Origin of the sequence: Bdellovibrio sp. 22V, from assembly GCF_030169785.1 — a bacterium.
Taxonomy (GTDB): Bacteria; Bdellovibrionota; Bdellovibrionia; order Bdellovibrionales; family Bdellovibrionaceae; genus Bdellovibrio.
This window is the reverse complement of the sequence record NZ_CP125854.1, coordinates 866,833-888,620: the sequence shown is the minus strand read 5'-3', so window position 1 is coordinate 888,620 and position 21,788 is coordinate 866,833. Positions and strand designations below refer to the sequence as shown.

General features: G+C 46.8%; 23 protein-coding genes and 1 pseudogene. 18 read left to right on the top strand and 6 right to left on the bottom strand.

Annotated elements, in window-relative coordinates; all coding sequences use genetic code 11:
• Positions 1-205 precede the first annotated feature (205 nt).
• Both QJS83_RS04280 and lspA read left to right on the top strand, forming a co-directional pair.
• Positions 206-778, top strand: a complete 573-nt coding sequence (locus QJS83_RS04280; RefSeq protein ID WP_284607866.1) for a hypothetical protein — start codon at positions 206-208, stop codon at positions 776-778.
• 58 nt (positions 779-836) lie between these two features.
• Positions 837-1,340, top strand: coding sequence for a signal peptidase II (gene lspA, locus QJS83_RS04275; RefSeq protein WP_284607865.1), 504 nt, complete (start codon positions 837-839; stop codon positions 1,338-1,340).
• A gap of 9 nt (positions 1,341-1,349) precedes the next feature.
• Here lspA and QJS83_RS04270 read toward each other — a convergent pair whose 3' ends face one another.
• Complete coding sequence (locus QJS83_RS04270) at positions 1,350-1,874, bottom strand: response regulator transcription factor (RefSeq protein ID WP_284607864.1); 525 nt, start codon at positions 1,872-1,874, stop codon at positions 1,350-1,352.
• The gene (locus QJS83_RS04265; RefSeq protein ID WP_284607863.1) at positions 1,871-3,094 is read right to left on the bottom strand and encodes a sensor histidine kinase; all 1,224 of its coding nucleotides are present in this window, start codon (positions 3,092-3,094) and stop codon (positions 1,871-1,873) included. The genes QJS83_RS04270 and QJS83_RS04265 overlap by 4 nt, the downstream gene beginning before the upstream one ends.
• Before the next feature lie 181 nt (positions 3,095-3,275).
• Here QJS83_RS04265 and QJS83_RS04260 point away from each other — a divergent pair, with 181 nt between their 5' ends.
• Genes QJS83_RS04260 through QJS83_RS04240 form a run of 5 tightly spaced genes read left to right on the top strand, consistent with a single transcriptional unit; the run spans position 3,276 to position 7,218 of the window.
• Positions 3,276-3,881, top strand: coding sequence for a hypothetical protein (locus tag QJS83_RS04260; protein ID WP_284607862.1), 606 nt, complete (start codon positions 3,276-3,278; stop codon positions 3,879-3,881).
• Complete coding sequence (locus tag QJS83_RS04255; RefSeq protein ID WP_284607861.1) at positions 3,881-4,963, top strand: hypothetical protein; 1,083 nt, start codon at positions 3,881-3,883, stop codon at positions 4,961-4,963. The genes QJS83_RS04260 and QJS83_RS04255 overlap by 1 nt, the downstream gene beginning before the upstream one ends.
• 10 nt (positions 4,964-4,973) lie before the next feature.
• Entirely contained in the window at positions 4,974-5,846 is an 873-nt protein-coding gene (locus QJS83_RS04250; protein ID WP_284607860.1) for a metal ABC transporter substrate-binding protein, read from the top strand.
• Entirely contained in the window at positions 5,843-6,409 is a 567-nt protein-coding gene (locus tag QJS83_RS04245) for an ATP-binding cassette domain-containing protein (protein WP_284607859.1), read from the top strand. Before QJS83_RS04250 ends, QJS83_RS04245 begins: the two co-directional genes overlap by 4 nt.
• A complete protein-coding gene (locus tag QJS83_RS04240) occupies positions 6,406-7,218 on the top strand; it encodes a metal ABC transporter permease (RefSeq protein WP_284607858.1) in 813 nt (270 codons plus the stop codon). The genes QJS83_RS04245 and QJS83_RS04240 overlap by 4 nt, the downstream gene beginning before the upstream one ends.
• Here the strand turns inward: QJS83_RS04240 and QJS83_RS04235 are convergent.
• Complete coding sequence (locus QJS83_RS04235; protein ID WP_284607857.1) at positions 7,203-8,540, bottom strand: cyclic nucleotide-binding domain-containing protein; 1,338 nt, start codon at positions 8,538-8,540, stop codon at positions 7,203-7,205. The genes QJS83_RS04240 and QJS83_RS04235 overlap by 16 nt on opposite strands.
• Positions 8,541-8,735: 195 nt before the next feature.
• Between QJS83_RS04235 and QJS83_RS04230 the strand changes: the two genes are divergently transcribed.
• Entirely contained in the window at positions 8,736-9,503 is a 768-nt protein-coding gene (locus tag QJS83_RS04230) for a prolipoprotein diacylglyceryl transferase (RefSeq protein WP_350159266.1), read from the top strand.
• Here QJS83_RS04230 and QJS83_RS04225 read toward each other — a convergent pair.
• Positions 9,450-10,271: a hypothetical protein gene (locus QJS83_RS04225; RefSeq protein WP_284607856.1), complete on the bottom strand. Its 822-nt coding sequence runs from the start codon at positions 10,269-10,271 to the stop codon at positions 9,450-9,452. The two genes, QJS83_RS04230 and QJS83_RS04225, sit on opposite strands and share 54 nt — an antisense overlap.
• Before the next feature lie 279 nt (positions 10,272-10,550).
• Here QJS83_RS04225 and QJS83_RS04220 point away from each other — a divergent pair, with 279 nt between their 5' ends.
• From QJS83_RS04220 to QJS83_RS04210, 3 genes and pseudogenes are all read left to right on the top strand, one after another.
• Complete coding sequence (locus QJS83_RS04220) at positions 10,551-11,228, top strand: hypothetical protein (protein ID WP_284607855.1); 678 nt, start codon at positions 10,551-10,553, stop codon at positions 11,226-11,228.
• Positions 11,229-11,288: 60 nt separating this feature from the next.
• A complete protein-coding gene (locus QJS83_RS04215) occupies positions 11,289-11,513 on the top strand; it encodes a DNA gyrase inhibitor YacG (protein WP_284607854.1) in 225 nt (74 codons plus the stop codon).
• Positions 11,514-11,627: 114 nt separating this feature from the next.
• Positions 11,628-11,915 (top strand): annotated as a pseudogene (locus QJS83_RS04210) (HU family DNA-binding protein); the annotation flags it as partial.
• Positions 11,916-11,991: 76 nt separating this feature from the next.
• Here the strand turns inward: QJS83_RS04210 and QJS83_RS04205 are convergent.
• The gene (locus QJS83_RS04205) at positions 11,992-12,684 is read right to left on the bottom strand and encodes a ribonuclease E/G (RefSeq protein WP_284607853.1); all 693 of its coding nucleotides are present in this window, start codon (positions 12,682-12,684) and stop codon (positions 11,992-11,994) included.
• 105 nt (positions 12,685-12,789) lie between these two features.
• Between QJS83_RS04205 and QJS83_RS04200 the strand changes: the two genes are divergently transcribed.
• Complete coding sequence (locus QJS83_RS04200; RefSeq protein WP_350159279.1) at positions 12,790-13,887, top strand: type IV pilus twitching motility protein PilT; 1,098 nt, start codon at positions 12,790-12,792, stop codon at positions 13,885-13,887.
• On the opposite strand, the gene QJS83_RS04195 is transcribed toward QJS83_RS04200, so the two are convergent.
• Entirely contained in the window at positions 13,888-14,262 is a 375-nt protein-coding gene (locus QJS83_RS04195) for a hypothetical protein (RefSeq protein WP_284607851.1), read from the bottom strand. It lies immediately after the preceding gene.
• Between the two features lie 59 nt (positions 14,263-14,321).
• Between QJS83_RS04195 and deoC the strand changes: the two genes are divergently transcribed.
• From deoC to accC, 6 genes are all read left to right on the top strand, one after another.
• Positions 14,322-14,984 carry a deoxyribose-phosphate aldolase gene (gene deoC / locus QJS83_RS04190; protein WP_284607850.1) on the top strand — a complete coding sequence of 221 codons (663 nt, stop codon included), beginning with the start codon at positions 14,322-14,324 and terminating at the stop codon, positions 14,982-14,984.
• Position 14,985: 1 nt separating this feature from the next.
• Positions 14,986-16,305: a thymidine phosphorylase gene (locus QJS83_RS04185; protein WP_284607849.1), complete on the top strand. Its 1,320-nt coding sequence runs from the start codon at positions 14,986-14,988 to the stop codon at positions 16,303-16,305.
• Positions 16,306-16,332: 27 nt separating this feature from the next.
• On the top strand, positions 16,333-17,148 hold the full coding sequence (locus tag QJS83_RS04180; RefSeq protein ID WP_284607848.1) for a purine-nucleoside phosphorylase: 816 nt from the start codon (positions 16,333-16,335) through the stop codon (positions 17,146-17,148).
• Positions 17,149-17,447: 299 nt separating this feature from the next.
• Complete coding sequence (locus QJS83_RS04175) at positions 17,448-18,560, top strand: S8 family peptidase (protein WP_284607847.1); 1,113 nt, start codon at positions 17,448-17,450, stop codon at positions 18,558-18,560.
• A 124-nt stretch (positions 18,561-18,684) separates the two neighbouring features.
• Positions 18,685-20,253, top strand: coding sequence for an acyl-CoA carboxylase subunit beta (locus QJS83_RS04170; protein ID WP_284607846.1), 1,569 nt, complete (start codon positions 18,685-18,687; stop codon positions 20,251-20,253).
• 32 nt (positions 20,254-20,285) lie between these two features.
• On the top strand, positions 20,286-21,788 hold the full coding sequence (gene accC / locus QJS83_RS04165; RefSeq protein WP_284607845.1) for an acetyl-CoA carboxylase biotin carboxylase subunit: 1,503 nt from the start codon (positions 20,286-20,288) through the stop codon (positions 21,786-21,788).

Here is a 21,788-nt window from a genome sequence, read left to right as displayed (position 1 = left end):
AAACCGGCTGGGAAAAATCAAGAAAAACTCCGCCGGTTTTTTTCATTTTCTGCAACGCCTCTAGTTTTGTAATCAGAAAAAAGCCCGCTATCTAGAGATGCGTATTTTTTAAGCATTGAATTGTTTGGATTTTCTCACGACTCTACATTGACTCGTCGTAATGGAATCTGTAGTTTCAGTCCCCTGCCCCCGGAGACTTTTGCTGATGACGATGAACCCACTGCCACCACAGGCTTACACGAAAGATATTTTGCTCAAAGCCTACCAATGGCTGATGGTGCAAAACTCTTCGATCAAAGAGATGGCAACGACTCCGGACATTCTTGTTAGCTTGTATCTTAAAGCCACTCGCGACGGTGACCATGCTCTTGAAAGACCGAGCATTCAGAACTTCAAAAATGAATTGAAGAACCTTGCTGGTATCATGGGCGAACTCGATGGACCGGTCCGTTCGGCACCTGTAGCGGCTCAGACAGTTGTGCACACGCCTCCTCCTGTGCAGCCGGTACAGCAGGCTCAGGTCGTTACAATGCAAGCGGCAGCAGCGCACAGCCAAACACAAACGGCGATGGCGACTCCGACACAAACTCAGGTTTCTTATACCGAAAAGACGGTGACGGCGATGACCCGCAATACTGATATTTTGGAACAGCTGGATTCCTGCTCTAGAGGCATGATTCAGGAAGTCAAAGAGGACTTTAACCTCAGTTCGGATCTCGAAGCGCTTCGCATGTTGATAAAAATCGGCTTTAGCCGCTCAAAGAGCCTTTTGAAGTAGAGTTCTCCCGCAAAAATCATTATACTCGAAATCACGCTGTTTTTTGCAGAGGACGCACATGAAGAAAAAATACATCTGGCTAGTTCTAATCTCTGGATTCCTGGTTGCCTTGGATCAGGTGATTAAAGTTTACGTGCACACGCACTTTCACTTGGGTGAATCTGTCAGCGTGATCCCCAACTTCTTCAATCTTACTTATGTTAGAAATTTCGGAGCGGCTTTTGGATTCCTGGCGGAAAGCCATCCTTCATTCCGCGAGATTTTCTTCCTTTCTATGCCGCCGATCGCTTTGGTGATCATCTTGGGAATTCTTCGCGGCGTGAAAGACGACGACACAAAACAAATCATCGCACTTTCCAGCATCTTTGGCGGTGCTATCGGAAATTACATCGACCGTTTGCGCTTCCGCTACGTGATCGACTTTTTGGATTTCCATATTTACGGGCGCTGGAGCTGGCCAGCCTTTAACGTTGCCGATATGGCGATTGTTGGCGGCGTCGGAATGCTTCTGCTCTTGATGGTTCTTGATAAGAAAAAAGAAAACAAAGAAGGCGCTGCTTAGGCGCCTTTTTTATTTGGGAATGTTCTTGCGAAGTTTTCTTTGCAAACTTTGACGATGCAAACCGAGCTTCTTCGCGGCTTGCGTGATGTTGCCTTCGGAATTCTGCAAAATATAATCGATATATTCGCGCTCCATCCGCGCCAGGGAAATTTCTTTCTCGGGAACATCTTCGCCCAGAGGCTGATCGGTAAACGCCTTAAGAATCATATCTGTCGTTACAGGTTTTGCTATAAAGTTAAAAGCTCCGAGCTGCATGGCCTTTACCGCCGAAGCGACACTGCCGAATCCGCTCATCATGACGACTTTGGTGCCGAAATATTTCGCCTTCAGTTCTTTTAAAAAATCCAAACTGTTTTCAGAGCCTACACGCAAATCAAGAAGAGCCCAATCATGCTCTCCGATTTCGGCAATAGGTGGAGTTTCGGCAAAAGCTGTTACGATCAATCCGCGCTCTTGCAATTCTTCTGTCAGAACTTCGCGCAAACCTTTGTCGTCTTCGACTAATAAAAGTTTTTTACCTTTGATATCCATCATGCTTCCTCCAAAGGCAGACGCAGTTTCGCCGTCGCGCCCTTACCGGAACTGTTATTAAAAATTTCAAACTCCCCGCCGGCAGCTTGCGCCATCATCGAGGCGGAGTAAAGACCTAAACCATTGCCGTCCGCTTTGCTGGTAACAAAAGGCTCGCCTAAGCGAGACAGAATTTCTTGCGACAATCCTGGTCCCAAATCCGTTACTTCAAGCACCGCCCAATTCATATCCTTATACAGTCGCACATAGAGAGGTTGGGATGAAGTCGAAGCTTCATAGGCATTGTCCAACAAGTCCAAGAAAGTTTGCGAGAAGGCCAGCACATGCAAACGACATTTCATCGTCTCTGCCATGGCCTGGTGTTCAACTTGCGTTGGCGGATGTTCTTTTTCCCACACTTTGATTAAATCCGGCACCAGGCGATTCAGAGTCACGGTTTGCAATTCAGCTTCCGAAGAGCGGGAAAAGATCGAAGCCATGTGTTGAAAAACCTGAACACATTCTTGTAAAGAGTTTTGCGCTTTTACAAACTCTTCGCGGGCCGAGAGCACTTCTTGAGTTTCAAGTTTGCGCAGGCCTCTTTCCATTCTTAAAGACAAAGAATTCATCGGCGTTGCCAGTTGATGCGAAAAACCGGCCGTTAAAGCTCCCAAGGATTTTAAGCGGTCGGCTTGATGCTGACGGTTTTGCAGCAGGCGAATGCGCATTTCGTTTTTGTGCAAGAGCTGTGAAAAATAATGACTGACAAGCCAAGAAGCCGTGATCAAAACCCATTGCGACAGAAAACTGACAAACAACTCGGAAGGATCAAAGCCCACCGTCATGCGTGCATCAAGATAAGTTTCGATTTGCAGCAATCCCAAAAGAATCAGGACCGTCGCCCCGAACAGGTAAGAACCGCGACCGCGCAAAAGCATGCCTCCCAAAAAGGAATGGATGCAAAGAATGCTGACAAAGGGATTGTTTGCGGAACCACTGACAAATAAAAGTCCGACCGCTGCCAGAAGGTCAATCCACAGATGAACAAGAACGTGTCTTTGTTTCGCTGTTTCTTCTTTCGGCCAAATCCCCTGCGCTAAGATATTGAAGATCCCCAGCAAAATAAGAACTGCGATGACGTACGGAAAATCACGGCGTTGCAGATACCCCCACTTCAGAAGCGGCAAAGTTCCTAGCAACAAAAAGACAATGGCGATCCAGCGAAAGCGAATAAGTCCGGGCATGGACACTTCATATATGAGGGGCGAGGGTCCCGCAATGGCGTTCTGAGGCCGCAACAATTCGCTGCTGCGACATAACATCTCAGCATTGCGGCCTTCGCGGCATAGAATAATGGGGGGCAGCGTAAAAATATAAATGCAAATTACTTGCATCTAAAAAATGCGGGTGTTAGGAGAAACGAAGATGAAAAAATATGTTTTTGCCATCTTACTTTTAACTTTCGTCGCTTGCAGTGGGGGCGCCTTTCCAGATGCGGAGCCTTTTCGCCAATCTATCGATCTCGGCAAATCCACTTATTACGATCTTGGCGACGGGCGAGGGTTGATGTCAGATTCCATGACGTCCATCTTCAGCGGCGCTAACTTTGAAGTGAGCTTCGAATTGAGTGACGGCGGATCGTTCGAACTCTACACATTTGCAAATTCCTATTTAGATATGGGGCTTTCTTTTACTTTCACTCGTCGAGGCAACCAGTTATTGGTGTTCGCGAATTGGCAAAGCAAAACGCAGGACTGGTCCTCGAAGTTTGCAGGCGTGAATGCAGCCTCTACGATCACGATGACTTTAGAAGTTCACAATCAGGAGACACCTGCCCACGTTCTTATGTGGAATGCCTCCCGTTCTTCGCAGCTTAATATTTTGAATACGATTTATAACAGTGCCAATGACAGTCAGAGCCTGGGATATTCCGGAAGTCCCGGCAACGGAATTTCTCTTTCATGGGGATTTCGCGTTGAGAGCTCGCGGCTGTTAAAGGCTTCACTCTCTAACCCACAGGAACATCCTTAATGAAGAAGTTTTTCGTAGCGACCGTTGTAGCCCTGGCTTCGCAGGCCGTTTTTGCCCAGGGGATTTTGCAGAACATTCAAACGTCGGCGGCACTGGATATTACGGCACCGATCGATTTTGAACATTCCGAAGATAATAAATTGGACATCCGCTCAGCTGAAGTGATGTTCTTTGGCCCGTTAGATCCGACTTTTGATGCGACGGTGCTTTTGGCAGCTCACAATGAAGAAGGCGTTTTTGTCGCGGAGCTTGAAGAGGCTTTTCTTTCTTCCAGCAAATTGATCCCGTCATCACGCTTTAAGCTTGGAAAATTTTTGCTGGGTGTGGGACGCTTGAATCAGATTCACCAACATGACTGGGCTTTCATTTCCGCTCCGCGCGTGCAAGCGGAGTTTTTCGGTGACGAAGGCGTGGCGGATACCGGCGGTGAGTTTTCTGTTTTGCTTCCAACGGACTCTTATTGGGATATCACAGTAGGTATCACAAACGGATACACTTTCGGGCATGGGCATGAATCCCACGAAGAACATGAACACGGTGTCGGTGAAAGACCTCACGTCCCGACTCATTATATTCATCCTGTGAACTTCATCGACTTCGGTGATCGCGGTGCTCTTCAGTGGGGCATGAATTATCTTGGCAGAACGGATGCGGAGGGTGTGAAAACGCAACTCTATGGTTTGGATTTCGTGTTCAAGAAACAAGAAGGTAAAACCGTGAACTTTTTGTTCCAATCAGAACTTTGGTATCGCAATTTAGATACTCCGGGCGAAGAGCGCGGCGAAGAAATCGGTGCTTACTTCTATCCGCAAACGTCTTTAACCCAACAATTGTTCCTAGGTTTGCGCGTGGATTTATTCTCGGAGCTTTCACGTAAATTTGCTTCTGACGGAAGCAAACAAGATAACTTGGATTATGGTTTTGTCCCGACTTTAACATACAAGCACAGTGAATTTACTTGGTTCCGTGTTGCCTATACTTATGACGTACAAACATACCAAGATGAACCAAGCACGACGTCGCAAAAAATTGAATTCCAACTTGTTTCGATTTTGGGCGCTCATCCAGCGCACTCATTCTAGGAGTTTACTTATGATGAAATATATTGCTCTCTTTTTCCTTCTTAGCGGTGTCGCCCAAGCGAAAATTAAAGTGGTCACGACTTTACCGGATATTGCGGAAGTCGTTCAAGCCATTGGCGGTGACCAAGTTGAAGCGCAAAGCCTTTTGCGCGGAAGCGAAGATGCTCACTATGCGGAGGCTCGTCCCGATTATATTCTCAAGGTCAACCGCGCTGACGTGGTTTGCTCAATGGGTTTGGACTTGGAAATCGGCTGGTTGCCAAAAGTTCTTAGCAAATCCGGCAACAGCAAAGTTCAGGAAGGCGGCATCGGTTCCTGCATTCTTGGAAAAGCCGTGAAGCCTTTGGACATCCCCGTGGGAGTTATCAATCGCTCTATGGGTGACGTGCACATTCTTGGCAATCCCCATTTCAATCTTTCTCCTGTAAAATTTGCGGAAGGTGGCGCGGAAGTTTTAAAAGTTCTTTCGGCCATTGCGCCCGAAAAAGCTTCTGAATTTCAGAAAAATTATGATGCATTTTCGGCGAAGATGAAAACCTTGCAGGCGGATCTGCAAAAGTCCGTCAAGAAAGCCAAGGTCATGGAATATCACAAAGAGTTTACCTATTTCTTTAATGCCTACGGCGTGGAATCTTTAGGCTCTCTGGAAGAAAAACCGGGAATGCCACCATCAGCAGCTCGTATCGCCGAAGCGGCGAAGATGGCAAAAGACAATAAAGTCGTCGTGTTGTTCGCAACGCCTTCGGCTCCTCACAAAACCTTAGAGCGCTTTACAGAGCTTTCAGGCATTCCCGTCGTCACAGTGCCTTCCTATGTTCAGACCAGCGGTAACGCGAAGACTATTGAGGCTTTGCAGAATCTCCTAGTAAAATCAATTCCATGAATCCTATCCTTGAAGTTCGCAATCTGAGGTCTTTAAGCGCGGAGGGAGTGCCCCTCTCTCCGTCCGTTCATTTTGAATTGCATGCCGGTGAAGTTCTTTTTTTTCGTGGCGAAAACGGCGCCGGCAAAAGTACGTTGTTAAAAACTCTTTTGGGGTTGCACAAGTATTTCGAGGGACAGTTTTCTTTTTCCATTCGCAAAGATGAAATTCATTATCTGCCGCAACTTGGAAATCTGCATTTCCATCTTCCGCTTACTTTAAAAGACATGTTACCGATCCAAACGAAATCTCCCCTTCTTGAGGGACTCGATTTGAGCAAAAAGTGGAATACCGCCAGCGGAGGCGAAAGGCAGAAAGTCCTCTTAGCTTCCGTTCTTGCACAGGAGCCTAAACTCTTAATCTTAGATGAGCCCTTTAATCATGTCGATCGTGAGTCGAGCGTTCTTTTAGAAAGTTCTTTGAACGATTTTCTGCGTACGCATCCGCAAAGTTCACTGATTTTAGTCACGCATCGGGCTTTGATTGAAGCTTGGCCGCAAGTTCGTTTCTTGGAGATTCGATGACACAGTTTTTAGAACTGCTGCAAATCTATAAATGGTCTTTGCCAGCGAGTATTTTTATGGCGGCGGTCTTGGCACTTATCGGCGCGCAGTGGACAGCTCGGGAAAAGAGTGCGCAGATTTTTGTTCTTGGCCAAGGCTCTTCATTGGGTGTTGTCTTGGGGCTGGCGCTGAATCTTCTTTTGGGAACGGACTTTCATGGGCTCAGTCTGCTTCTTGGGTTTTGTTTAGGATGGGTGGTGTTGGTTGTCACGGAAGCGCTCATTGAAAAGCGCACGGGTCGCAATCACATTTATCTGACGCTTTTTGTTTTCTTCCTGGCGCTGACATATCTTCTTACTTCGATAACGCCGTCTTTAGAATCACACATGGCGGCCTCTTACTTTGGCGACGTGGCCGTGATGAGTGATACGGGCGCGCAGGTGTGTTTGCTTTTCGCTTTGCTCTTTGGCGGTTTTTTATTAAAGCAATGGCGTCTGCTGACACAAATCTCTTTTCAACAGGTGAATCACAGCTGGATTCATCGCAGCCGCAAGAATTTGCTTTTTGATTTCGGAACGTTGCTTGTCACCACGATGTCCGTTCAAAACATGGGTTATCTTTTTACAACGGGCTCGTTATTCATCGCGACAACTTTCGCAGCGGCCCGAAGTCATAACCTAAAAACTTACACTGTAAAATTAGTTTTGATTTCCCTGATCGGGAGCGCTTTGGGTTTCGCGCTTTCTCTTTTGTCCACAGTGTTTCCCACAGTTCCCTGCATTCTGATAGGTCAGATCATTGTGGGTTTCTTGCTTTATACGAAGAAGTAATGAAACGACGGCTGAGCTTCGCGCTTTTGGCCGTCGATATTAAACAGACAAATCACTTCCGTACGAACGCCTTTTTTCACGTTGAATACAGTCAAATCCGCATTCTCGATGATTTGATGCAGACCACGACCGGCTCCGCCTTTATTAGTATTCATACTCCCCGCCTGACCGTTATAACAGCTGAGCAGATAATCGACGATGATATCTTTCGTTAAAGAACCGAATGGATCTTTAACCGCCACCGCCAAAAGAACGCCGTCACTGGCATAACGCAGAAGAGATTGTTGATGTGTATCGAGCTGGATTTCTTCTTTGCGCGAAATGTGATTGAAAATAGACTTACCCTGCCCATCGACAGGAGCATCGTAAATCGCATTCATCAGCATCTCTTCCACAACAGTGTTCACGCGATCAAGAACGGTGCTGCGAATGCCCATTTTCTTGAAGTACGTATACATATCCCCGCGCAACTCTTCGCGCTGGCCGGAGTGAGTGACTTTTTTGCTTTGAATATCCACGCCCCAAGTCAGATATTTTTCGACTCCGAAAAGATCTTTATTCAGAAGCTTGCTCAAAGCGGTCAGTACGTAGCGAATTGTCGCATTCTTGTCTTCCGCATCCCGGGAAATAATGTGATCCACGAAACGGTTGTTTTCAAGAATCTTTAAATTTCCTTGTACGTCCTTGCTGGTTAGAAGAACCGCATAAGGAGAAGACTTGTTTTCATGAACATCTTTAAGAACGTCCACGCAGCCTTCTTCACAAAGAACGATATCGTATTTATTTTCTGCCAGATAGACGCGCGCGCCCTCTGAGTCGTTGGCGATATCTAGTTGCACGCCCGTTCCACCCAGAGCCATACGCACTGGCAGCTGTTGTTTCTTATCAGGTTCAACTAAAAGAACACGACCACCGCCACTTTGTTCGATGGCGTTTTGGGCTTCGTGCAATTCCCGGTTGAGGATTTCAAACAAACGCGCTTTTTCATTCGTGCGCATCAAACGCTCGGTCAAAATGCGACAGTAAATTTGATAAAGCAAAGATTGAAAGCGGTCTTTGTCTTTCGGATGCACGTGCGCGAAATCCTCCGCGTTGATCGTGAAACACTCTGTCGGTGCTAATGCCTTCACCGTCGTTGACGTGAGGTTCGACGTGATCACGCTCATTTCGCCAAAAACTTCGCCCGGATGATCCAAGGTTGCAATCACCTCCCCCGCCAGGGAGACTTCGATTTTGCCGGACCGCAAGAAATAGAGAGTGTTGTTCTTTTTTCCCTCTTGCAGGATGAAAGACCCCGGCGCAAAAGATTCTGTGTGAACCATAGCTGAAGCTTGTAAAAGCAAATCCTCACTAAAGGACTTGAAGAAAGAAAAGGCTTTAATTTCCTTAGCTATTTCGGCCGGATGCAATTTCATATAGGTTTAATTATGTAATTAGATGCAAGTCCTTGACCAGAATCGTCTTGAAAATTTTTACGAATAAAAGAAAATTAAGTCTATCGTCGGTATGGAGGCCTTTTGTATCCAGCAATACCCGTCACTAGTACATTTTCGATACCGACTTACTATCTCGTTTTGAGTCTGACTGTTTGTATCTGTCTCATTTGGATCACGCGCAGAGCTGTTTCACACCGGCTCTCCCGCAAGCGCGCCCTGGACGTTAGTCTGATCATTATGGTGAGCGGCTTCATCGGTGGCCGCCTGTTTCACGTGCTTTACGAAAATTTCGATTACTATCGGCAAAGTCCCGTACGCGTCCTGCACGTCTGGAACGGCGGATTTGTTTTTTATGGCGGCGCTTTGCTAGCGGGTCTTTTAAGTATTCTATTTTTAGCTTACAAGAATAAAAACGATTATGAAAAGTATCTCGATCTTTTCGCTCCGGTTCTGTCTTTCGCTTATGCTGCCGGCCGCTCTGCCTGTTTCTTAGCGGGCTGTTGTTATGGCAAGTTTTGCGATTTGCCTTGGGCTGTCGAGGGCCGCCATCCCACTCAAGCTTACGCCGTGCTGTGGGAGTTGGGCGTGATCTTCGTTCTTATCGGTTGCGAGAAAGTCCCGCGCGAGTTTCGTAAACCTGAAGCTCTGAGAAATCCCGGAAGCATTTTTTATTTGTGGATGATCCTGCACGGTCTGGGTCGTTTCTTCATGGAATTGCAAAGAGATGACTTCCGCGGCCCTTCGTTAGGACTTTCCATTTCCAGCTGGATAAGTTTGATGGTTGTATCGTTAGGATTATTTTTGCTCTTCAGGAAGCCAACAAACCGGAGCTCGGCAAGCGCTCCCTAACTGACAAAGAGCCCCTTGGACAAAAGTATCCAAACGACATTGATCCGTGGGATAGCGATTGCGGATAAGCTCTGTCGCTGCGACCTCGGATGCTGTCACCTGCACCGGAGTATAATCTCTGTACGAATATCTTTGCGTGAGTTGAATCATCTCCAAACCAGCTTGCATTGTTCTGGCGCAAAGTAAGTTTTCGCCGCACTTCTGCAGCACTTCCTGACTCGGTTCACTTGCTAATTCCGGATAACTTTGCAGCATCTCTGGCAAACACTGTGTGGCTGCATAGAAATCGGATTGCCCCTCAGAAGAAGACCACTCAACACTCGGGATAGTTTGCAAAGGCGCGCCGCCAATATGATGGCCCAACTCATGGCAGAGAATAGCGACTAACGCCGCTTTCGTTGCGCCGGGTGCTCGCGCCATTCCGCCTAAAAGGGAAATCTGCGAATAATCTTCCGTTCTTTTCGCGTAAGCACCAAACCACGGGCTTTGCCATTCGAAAGGCACGTACAATGAAAGACCCGTTTGCTCTTTTGCTTTCAAAAAATTTTTCGTCACGAATTTTCCGATGATCTCCAGATAATCCCGTTCGGAAATCGCCGAGACATTTTGTGATCCCGGCGGCAAATGAAAATATCCCGCATCCGTCGCGTGTGCGGATCCGTCACCCACGCGTGTTTTCAGTAAAACGCGCGGCGATTGCGCCATGCTGATAAGAGCCAGAAGCAAGAGTGAAGCTAAAATGTACGGAAGAGCTTTCTGAATTTTCATCGCGAAGGGACCATATCACACTTCGTGCAAAACCTCCTCTGCAAAATAGCGAATCGAGAGTGTCTCACTTTGAGACATTCTCGCTGTGACACAAATTGGCTCTCGAATGAAAAATGTAAACAGTCATTTCACATCGCTCTGCAATTTAGCCTTGTTTGGCGAAGCGGATGTTTTGGCACGAGTCCTGAAACGCATAGATATTGAAGAAGTTTATCGAGAGAGAGGTTTATTATGAAAAAGCTCTTAGCATCATTCTTGGCGATTTATAGCGCCTTATTGATGGCAGGTTGCGGGAAAGACGGCGGTGGTTCACCTGCTCCGGTCAATCCGGTTCCTACTTGTCCTTCAGGTCAAGTTTGGAATGGCAATGTCTGTGTTAACGGCAACCCTGGCCAAATTCCAACATCGCGTGTGCAGTTCTACGACTATAATAAGTACTATCAACAAACCGGAGCATGGATGCCTACAGTCTATAACGGGGACATGCGCATCACTGACACAACCGTTTACAAAAATTTTCTAAAAGAAGCGCTAGCTATCTGTGATCGAAGTATCGGATGGCGAGGCGGACTGGCGGATTGCAACCAATGGATTGATGGCTCTTTTCAGGTATCTTGGGCTATGGATTCATCTATGAAACCAGTGGTTCAGTTCTATGCTTATCCTGCGCCATCGTATTTTCAATATTATTTTGACATCGGAGTTAATGCCAATGGAGTAGCGTTCAATCCATTGATCTTGTCGTCAAACAACACATACAACCTGATCAATCAAAGTAAAGGCTTTGAAATCCGCGCACAAGGCACTATGTGGAATGCTAGTGGATTACGAACAATCTACATCCAAGTTCTAAATGGTACTTTGGCGGATTCTTACGTTTATTACGACATCTATTACAAACACCCAGATAGAAATGAAAATATTAAATTTGCTACGGGTAAATTCAAAAAGTTCTAGTAACAAAATACTAAGCTGCGCGTCTTGCACTTGCTGCAAGACTCAGCAAAAATCTGAAACATGGCTGAACCTTCTCAACCTCGACAAGTCAAATGCCCGCAGTGCGGGCGTTTGTCGTTGTACTCAACGCAAAATCCTTATCGCCCTTTCTGCTCGGAAAGATGCCGACTGATTGATCTCGGCGCTTGGGCCTCCGAGGCTTACAAAATTCCCGTGAAAGATTCTTCAAGTGATTCTTTAAGTATGGATGAAAACGGCGACTATTCTGAAGAAGACGACGAATAAGCTTCACATTTTGTATTGACGAAAATCTGTTTTTGCATTTTCATGAGGCTGTCATTGGATGACGAAGAGTTATCATCAAGATTTTAATTACAACGAGAGACACACAAATGTGTCCAAAGAGGAGTTCACATGAACAAAGCACAACTCATCGAAAAAATCGCTGGCGAAACTAAAGTTTCTAAAGCTCAAGCAGAAGCTATCCTTGATTGCGCAGTAGAAAACATCAAGAAAGCTGTTAAAAAAGGCGACGACGTTAAACTTGTTGGCTTCGGTACTTTCACTAAAGCTAAACGTAAAGCTCGCACTGGTCGCAACCCACAAACTGGTAAAGCGATCAAAATCCCAGCTTCTTGGGCTCCAAAATTCCGCGCTGGCGCTGAATTCAAAGCAATGGTTAAGTAATCGTTTTTTTTAAAAGACGGTCTAACCACCTAAAAGGCGTTCTTCGGAACGCCTTTTTTATTACAGGAATACTCCGTCAAATTAAAAAAGGAAGCGTATGCACATTCCCCGGCGTTTTTTTCTTTTCGTAGTTTTTGAAAATTTCTTTGCTTAAACGATCCAGATATTCGATGTCGGCTTTCAACATCTCTTCAGAGGCGCCCTCGCCCGCTGTACGTACAATCACACCGCCAGAGGGATTGATCTTTTGTACAAGTTTGCGCAAACGTTCACGCTCACCTTCATCTTCAATACGACGGGAAATTCCCAAGTGACGAACTGTCGGTAGAAAGACGACGAAGCGACCCGGCAAAGACAAGTGAGTTGTGAGGCGGGCTCCTTTTGTGCCAAGAGGATCTTTGGCAACTTGAACAAGAATGGATTGGCCTTCTTTCAAAAGATCTTGGATCGGAGTTTTGTTATGATGCGTGGGAATTTTTTCGTCGTCGCCTTCGTCTAGCGGTTCATCGCGATCGACGTCGGATAAAAAGTTATCGTCGACGTCTTCACGAATATCGCCGACGTAAAGAAACGCGGCTTTCTCTAGACCAATGTCTACGAAAGCGGCTTGCATACCCGGCAAGACCCGAATCACGGTACCACGATGAATGGACCCTACTAAGGTAGGTGAAGTTTTTCGTTCGATTTTCAAATCTGTGAGAACACCGGCTTCCACGTAAGCCACACGCGTTTCTTGAGGTCGAACATTGATGAGAATTTCTGCGGACACCGCTCCTCCAATAGTCTAGAAACAAGACTCATATCAAATAATATTTAATATTGAAACACATCTGGCCGAAAAGATCATGGAAATAGAGCCTTTACGGAGTGAATGATGGCTACAATTGATGAACTGTTTAAACTCATGGTAGAACAAGGTGCTTCCGACTTGCACATCACAAGCGGCGCTCCTCCCTATCTTCGTCTCCATGGAAACATGGTTCCATTGAATTATCGCGAGCTTACAAATCAGGACGTGCAAGGTTTGCTCTTCGAAATTTTGTCTGAGAAACAAAAGAAAGCTTTCGTTGAAAAATGGGAGCTGGATTTTGCCTACACGCTTTCAGGCATCGGTCGTTTCCGTTGCAATATCTTTATGCAGCGTAAAGGACTCGGGGCGGTTATGCGTATCATCCCAGAGAAAATTAAAACCGCGCAAGAGTTGGGATTGCCTCCTGCAATCATGGACATGATTGATTGTGATCGCGGTCTTATTCTTGTTACGGGTCCAACGGGTTCGGGTAAATCAACGTCGCTGGCGGCGATGATTCACCAAATCAACATGACTCGTGAAGCTCACATCATCACTGTTGAAGATCCTATCGAGTTCGTTCATCCGAATTTGAAAGCCTTGGTGAATCAACGTGAAGTCGGAAGTCACACGAAAAGTTTCGCCAACGCTTTGAAGGCGGCTCTGCGTGAAGACCCGGATATCTTGCTTGTGGGTGAGTTGCGTGACTTGGAGACTATCTCTTTGGCTTTGACGGCAGCGGAGACAGGTCACATTGTTTTCGGAACTCTACACACGAACAGTGCCGCGAAAACTATTGACCGTATCATTGACGTTTTCCCTGCGGGACAACAGCAACAAATCCGTACGATGCTTGCAGAAAGTTTGCGCGGAGTTGTGGCGCAAACTCTTTTCTCGCGCGCTGACGGACAAGGGCGGGTTGCCGCTTACGAGATTATGAGAAACACAAAAGCCATTGCGAACTTGATTCGTGAAGGTAAAGTGCACCAAATTCCTTCGGCGATGCAAACCGGTTCTAGCCAGGGGATGGTTCTGTTTGAAAAATACATCGAAGACTTGGTTCGTAAAGGGAAAGTCTCTGCAGCGGATGCAAAAACTTTCTTGGGTCAAGCTGGCGGTGGCGACACAGCGATTGGCACCATGGCAGGAACTGCCGGGAATCCAAGAACGAAAGTCGGCTAATTAAAAATCAAATTTAAATTGAACAAGAGGGGCTTTTGCAGAAGACATCGCAAAAGCCCTTCTGCTTTTCTGGTCCAGGTCCCCTACTTGCGAATAATCGAAAGTCGACGGCGCAGGGCGCGAAGAGTCATAAGCGACGTATCCAACTCCCCCGATGAATCCGATCAAAGCTCCCGTTGTGATGTTATCTGTATGTTCTTCGGGCTCTCCGTAAAACGAAAGCGTGCTCAAACCCAAGATGGCTCCGCCTAAGCTGGCGAAAAGAACAGTTGCGATATTTCTTTTTACAGAGCTATGCGTTTGCTGCGCATAAGAGACCGATGACGCCAAAAAAACGAGCGAGATCAAAATTGAGGTCCACTTCCTTGGTGTCATGATTGCCTCCTGCAACGAACTAAGATAACTTTTCTTATTTAAACACTGTGAGGTGTCCTGTGCAACTAAGTCGTTATATTGATCACACTCTTCTGAAGCCGGAAGCGCAACTGGCGCAAATCGAAAAACTTTGCGCGGAAGCTAAGGAACACGGTTTTTTCAGTGTTTGTGTAAACACCTCATACGTGAAGACGTGCGCAGAGCTTTTGCAAGGCTCTTCCGTTAAAGTTTGCTGTGTTGTCGGCTTCCCCTTGGGAGCTATGGATACGGAAAGCAAAGCCCTTGAAACCAAAACAGCTATTAAAAACGGCGCGCAAGAAATCGATATGGTCATTCAAGTCGGCGCCTTAAAAGACCGTCGCTTGGATTATGTTCGGGACGACATCAAAGCGGTCGTGCAAGCAGCCCAAGGTCACACTGTTAAGGTGATCATCGAAACTTCACTTTTAAATCAAGAAGACAAGATCCTCGCATGCAAAGCAGCAATGGAGGCCGGCGCGCATTTCGTAAAAACGTCGACTGGATTCGGCGGCGGTGGTGCTACCATAGACGACGTCAAACTTATGAAGTCGGTGGTCGGTTCACAACTTGAAGTCAAAGCTTCGGGCGGCGTTAAAGATGCGGCTCAAGCCAAAGCCATGATCGATGCGGGCGCGACACGCTTGGGAACAAGCTCGGGCGTTTTGATCGTTCAAGGCGGAACATCCCAAGGAGGCTACTAAGATGGCTTTTCTTCCAGCAGAAATTATTAAAACAAAACGTAACGGCGGCGAACTCTCTTACGATGAGATCAACGAATTTATTTTAGGTTACGCTCGCGGGCAGATTCCTGATTATCAAATGTCGGCTCTTTTGATGGCGACTTTCTTTAAGGGCATGAGCAAAGAGGAAACTCTTTCACTTACAAAAGCCATGCTTCATTCAGGTGAAGTTGTGGATTTTTCTTCTGTGCCCGGTTTCAAAGTCGACAAGCACTCAACAGGCGGCGTGGGCGATAAGACAAGCTTGATCCTTGGACCGATCGTGGCGGCTGCGGGTGTTGCCGTGCCGATGATTTCCGGTCGCGGTTTGGGTCACACCGGCGGAACTCTTGATAAGCTTGAATCTATTCCGGGATTCAACACGCAAAAATCTTTACCAGAGTTTGTGGAGCTTGTTCGTAAACACAAAATCTGTTTTATCGGACAAACAAAAGAGATCTGCCCGGCTGATAAAAAAATCTATGCTCTTCGCGATGTCACGGCGACGGTGGAAAGTCTGCCATTGATTTGCGCTTCGATCATGTCCAAAAAATTGGCTGAAGGCATTGACGGTCTGGTGCTTGACGTGAAGTACGGTTCCGGCGCCTTCATGAAAACACCGGCATTGGCGGAAGAGCTTGCTGTGAATTTGATGTCGATTGCAAAAGGCTACGGCAAAAAAGTAACGGCTCTTTTGACGAACATGGATCAGCCGTTGGGTCGTTATGCGGGCAACTCTGTGGAAGTCGAAGAATGTGTCGCGATCATGAAGAATGAAAAATTCATGGGGCCTGGCGGTTACGATCTTTACGAAGACACCCGAGAGTTGAGCCTGCGTCTTTCCGCACATATGTTGTTACTTGCAGGTGTTGGTAAAAACGAAGAAGAATCTTACAAGATCGCGACAGATATTTTGGTGTCTGGGAAAGCGATGGAAAAATTTGAAGAGCTTTGCAAAATCCACGGCGGTGATTTACGCGCACTTCCTCGTCCTCGTCACCACATTGAAATTAAAAGTGATAAGGACGGTTTTGTGCACGGTTTCCATACCGAAAGCATCGGCGTAGCGGGTATTATTATTAAAGCCGGTCGCGCGCAAACGACGGATATTATTGCTCCGACAGCGGGAATCGAATTCCACGTGAAAGTTGGAGACACGGTCAAAGCTGGCGATACGGTGTTCACACTGCATGGCGATGACAAAGATCTCTTGCAGTCCGCAGTGCCGCTCTTGCGTTCGGCGATTAATATTTCCTTGCCAAAAATGACGAAGCCTAGTTTGATACTGAAGACTTTGAGTTAATTCTCGAAGGACGCAAAGGGAGATATTTTGGTACTCAATAAGCTTCAAGAAACTGTTACCTATATTCGAACAAAAACTTCGGCGAAACCGAAGATCGGCGTCGTCTTGGGTTCGGGCCTTGGCGCTTTTGTGAAAGATGTGGAAATTGAAACCACTCTTCCTTACAAAGATATTCCCCACTTTTCTCCACCGACAGTGGAAGGTCATTCCGGAAATTTGATTTTCGGTAAGATCAACGGTCAATCGATTGTGATTCTTCAAGGTCGCAATCACTATTATGAAGGGCACAGCATGGAAAGTGTTGTGTTCCCGACAAGAACTTTGGCGATGCTGGGTGTAGAGACATTGGTTCTGACAAACTCCGCGGGCGGTTTTGGTGAGAACATGCAAGCCGGTGATTTTATGATCATCGAAGATCATATTAATCTTATGGGCACAAACCCGCTGATGGGACCGAATATCAAAGAACTCGGCCCTCGCTTCCCTGACATGACTGAAGCTTACGATAAGCGCTTGATCTCTCTTATGGAGCAGGTTCTACAAAAACAAGGAACTCGCTATCATAAAGGCGTGTACTGTGGCGTGAGTGGTCCTACTTATGAAACTCCGGCAGAAGTTCGTTACTTGAAACTCATTGGCGGAAAAGCCGTGGGCATGAGTACAGTTCCTGAAACAATCGCAGCCAATCACTTGGGTCTGCGCGTGGCGGCTCTTAGCTGTATCACGAATTTGGCAGCAGGAATTTCGGCGCAAAAACTTTCACACGATGAAGTCACGGAGACTGCAAAGCGAGTGGAAATTCAGTTCATCTCTTTTCTTAAAGAATTTATTGGCCAAATCTAAATTTCATTCTGATTCTCGTAATTTTTACGACTGGGCTTTCCTTTAAATCCGAGGGTCCAGGTCTAGTTTAAACGCTTCTAGCCTCAAATTAAGACATATAATGACCGAAGAGCTAACCGGCCGGGCCTGCAGTCTGAGTCCTATTGATGGGACCAGTAAGGCCCGCACAGGGAGTGAACATGGATGTTCAAAAGTTTCTCTCGGCGGTTGCTTGCATCTTCGTACTCGCATCTTGTAGCAACAAAAAGTCGACTAGTTCGGTGTTTCCGGAAAATGGGGCATTGGACTCTAGCGCCTGCATGGGTCAGGCAATTCAAAATAAATTCATCGTCCAATGGGAAGACGGAAAATTCACGGTAGAGACTGCTGAGAATGCGGAAGCTTTTACGAAAAATTTCGTAGAACCTAATCTTGAAAAAATTCGTTTTGTAGAATTTGACCGCGACCTTCAGCTGGAAAAACCGCAAACGGTTCAAGCAACGGCCTTTGGCGATAGCTGGGGGCAAGATAAAATCGGTGCGCGCAGTTTGTGGTCTAAAGGTATTTACGGACAAAACATCAAAGTTGCGGTGGTTGATGCCTACGTCGATTACACTCACCCGCAGCTTGCTCCGCGCATTGCTGTGAATACGGCTGAAGTTCCTAATAACGGTCGCGATGATGACGGCAACGGGGTGATTGACGATTACTATGGCGCGAGCTTCGTTTCGATTCCAAGTTCAAATCCAAACGTCAGCGCGCACGGTTCGCACGTTGCGGGAATCATTGCTGCCGACAATCGTTATGGCTCGATTGAAGGTGTCGCTCCTCGTTCATTAATTATTCCTGCGCAATTCATTGCTAATGATGGCGGTGGATCTTTGGGCGACGCTGTTCTTGCTTTGCAATACTCTGCAAGTCGTGGAGCTAAAATTATCAATGCCAGCTGGGGTGGAGCGCCTTGCGTGGCTTCTCTTCGTAATGCCTTTATCGAATTACAGAATAAAGGAATTCTTGTCATCGTTGCCGCAGGTAATGACGGCCGTGATGTCGATGTTTATCCCGAGTTCCCCGCTTCATTTAATCTTTCATCGCAAATCACTGTGGCGGCTTCTTCCGTCAGTGACTTCATGACCTCATGGTCTAACAGTGGATTTCAAACTGTGCATGTCGCCGCTCCGGGTGAAAGAATTTTGAGTACTGTTCCTGGCAACACAACGGCTTATATGGATGGAACGAGTATGGCGGCTCCGTTCGTCAGTGGTGCGGCAGCCCTTCTTTGGAGTGCCAAACCGAGCGCCACAGCCCTGCAAATTAAATCAGCACTTTTGCAGTCCGTGGATGTGTCGACAGGCCATGAATTTAAAGTAAATACTCGAGGACGCATTAACGTCGAAAAGGCTCTTGAGGCTCTGCAGCAGTTAGTTCCATAAATTCAATAACATAGCTCGATTTGCGCGCGGCATAAATAGTAGGCGGCGCGTCTCTGTTTTTCAGTGATTCTTAAGGACCTCGTGATAGATTGGTTCCTTGTTTTTTAGAACAAAGGAACCCTAAATGAGCACTGAAATTCCATCTGGCATTCAAGCACGATTGGCAGATCTCGAAAAAAGAAATGAAGCCGCGATGAACGGTGGCGGCGCTGCCCGTCTTGCTAAACATAAACAAGGCGGTCGTTTGACTGCTCGTGAGCGTATTGACGTTCTTGTCGATCCAGGAAGCTTTGTTGAAATGGATCGCTTCGTCACACATCGCTGTACAAACTTCGGCATGGATAAAAACGTTGTTCCAGGTGACGGTGTTGTCACTGGTTACGGTCGTATCAACGGAAAACTCATCTATCTTTCTTCCCAAGACTTTACGGTTATTGGCGGATCGATGTCTCGCACACAAGCGAACAAGATTTGCAAAGTGATGGATCTTGCGATGAAGAACGGAGCGCCCTTTATCTCTATCAACGACTCTGGTGGAGCGCGTATTCAAGAAGGAATTGAATCGCTTGGCGGTTACGCTGACATTTTCACTCGCAACACAATGTCTTCCGGCTTGATCCCGCAAATCACGGCGATCATGGGGCCATGCGCGGGTGGTGCAGTTTACTCTCCGTCAATCACGGACTTCGTGTTCATGGTTAAGAACACAAGCTACATGTTTGTCACAGGTCCAGATGTTATTAAAACCGTGACTCATGAAGAAGTGACCAAAGAAGAACTGGGTGGAGCAACAACTCACTCTGCAAAATCAGGTGTCGCGCACTTCGCTGCGGAAGACGACAAGCACTGCTTGCTTTTGATCCGCGAGTTGATGAACTTCCTTCCTTCAAACAATTTGGATGATGCTCCTGTGCTTCCGACAAATGATCGTCCTGATCGCGTGACGGAAACGCTGAACACATTGATCCCTGAAAATCCTAAGAAACCTTACGACATGCTTTCAGTTATCACGGAGTGCGTGGACGAAGGTTACTTCTTGGAGGTTCACAAACACTTTGCTCAAAACATCATTGTAGGTTTTGCACGTTTCAACGGTCGTCCTGTTGGTATCGTTGCAAACCAACCGAATGTTTTGGCAGGCTGCTTGAACATCGAAGCATCTCGTAAAGCGGCGCGCTTCATCCGTTTCTGTGATGCCTTCAACATTCCTATCGTTTCTTTCGTCGACGTTCCTGGTTTCTTGCCTGGTAAAGATCAAGAGTGGAACGGCATCATCACTCACGGTGCGAAACTTCTTTACGCTTATGCGGAAGCAACAGTTCCAAAAATCACTGTGATCACACGTAAGGCGTACGGTGGTGCTTATATCGTGATGGGATCTAAACTTCTTCGCTCTGACGTCAACTTGGCTTACCCGTCTGCGGAAATCGCGGTGATGGGCGCTGAAGGTGCCGTGAGCATCATCAGCCGCGAAGAAATTTCGAAAGCGAAAGATCCTGCTGCGGAAAAAGCTCGTTTAACAGCAGAGTACGAAGCGAAATTCAGCAATCCATACGTATCTGCTGAACTTGGCTACACGGATGAAGTGATTGAGCCTGCGATGACTCGTAAGCGCATCATTGATTCTTTGGAAATGCTTAAACATAAACGCGATATCACTCCAGCGAAGAAACACGGAAACATTCCTCTTTAAGAAGTGTTTCGGAACTGGATTAAGGAAAGATTATGGCATTATTTAAAAAAATCCTGATCGCCAACCGTGGAGAGATCGCCATTCGTATCACTCGCGCTTGCCGTGAGTTGGGTATTGCGTCTGTAGCGGTTTTCTCGGACGCGGATCGCGACAGTCTTCATGTCTTTTTGGCGGACGAGGCTTATCATATCGGGCCTTCTCCTTCTAAAGAGAGTTATTTGAATTATAAAAAGATTATCGAAGTCGCTAAACAAGCAGGCGTGGACGCTGTTCACCCTGGCTATGGCTTCCTCTCTGAAAACACGACGTTTGCAAAAGCTCTTGAAGAAGCTGGCATCACATTCATCGGTCCGACTGTGGCAAACATCGAATCCATGGGCGATAAACTTTCGGCAAAAGCTTTGATGAAAAAAGCCGGCGTTCCGACTGTTCCTGGTTCTGATGGTGGCGTTGACACTGTTGAGCAGGCTCAAGCGATCGCTGAAAAAATCGGTCTTCCAGTTATCATCAAAGCTTCTGCAGGCGGTGGTGGTAAAGGGATGCGTGTTGTTCGCAAGATGGACGAGCTTGAAAGTGCTTTCCGTGCTTGTCGCTCTGAAGGTCAGAACTACTTCGCAGATCCGACTGTCTATATTGAAAAATTCGTCAACGACCCGAAACACATCGAGATCCAAGTGTTCGGCGATAAACACGGCAACCATGTTCACTTGTTTGAGCGTGAATGCTCCGTACAACGTCGTCACCAAAAGATCATCGAGGAATGTCCGTCCCCATCTGTTCCGCAAGACGTTCGCTTGCGCATGGGTGAAGCGGCAGTTCGCGCAGCTAAACAGATCAATTACGTTGGTGCGGGAACAATTGAGTTTATCTTCGACAACGCAACTAAAGATTTCTACTTCATGGAGATGAACACGCGTCTTCAGGTAGAACATCCGATCACTGAGATTGTTACTGGTTACGACTTGGTGAAAGAGCAAATCTACGTCGCCGCCGGCAAACCTTTGTCTTTCAAACAAGAAGACATCAAACAAAAAGGTCATGCTATCGAAGCTCGTATCTGCGCCGAAGATCCAATCACATACAAACCACACCCTGGTGTGATCCGCGCTTGCCGCCACCCACAGGGACCCTTTATGCGTGTGGACTCTTACGCTTATCCTGGTTACGAAGTACCTATCTATTACGATCCTATGATCGCTAAGTTGATCACTTGGGGTGAAACGCGCGAAGAAGCTATTGATAGAATGCAACGTGCGCTGTCTGAATTCGTATTAACAGGAATTAAAACTAATATCGTTCTTCATAAAACGATCTTGGATCACGCAAAATTCCGCGACGGATCTTACACGACTCAATTTATCGAGAAGAACTTTGAGGTTATCGAACCGCAACTCTTCAAAGAAGTTGAAGATCCTGTATTCCTTATCGCAGCCGCTATCACGGCTTATAACGATCGCAAATCTAAAGATGTTCGCCAGCTCAATCTCACTTCCACTTGGAAGCGTGTGGGCCGCAAACTTCAATTGAGGACGTAA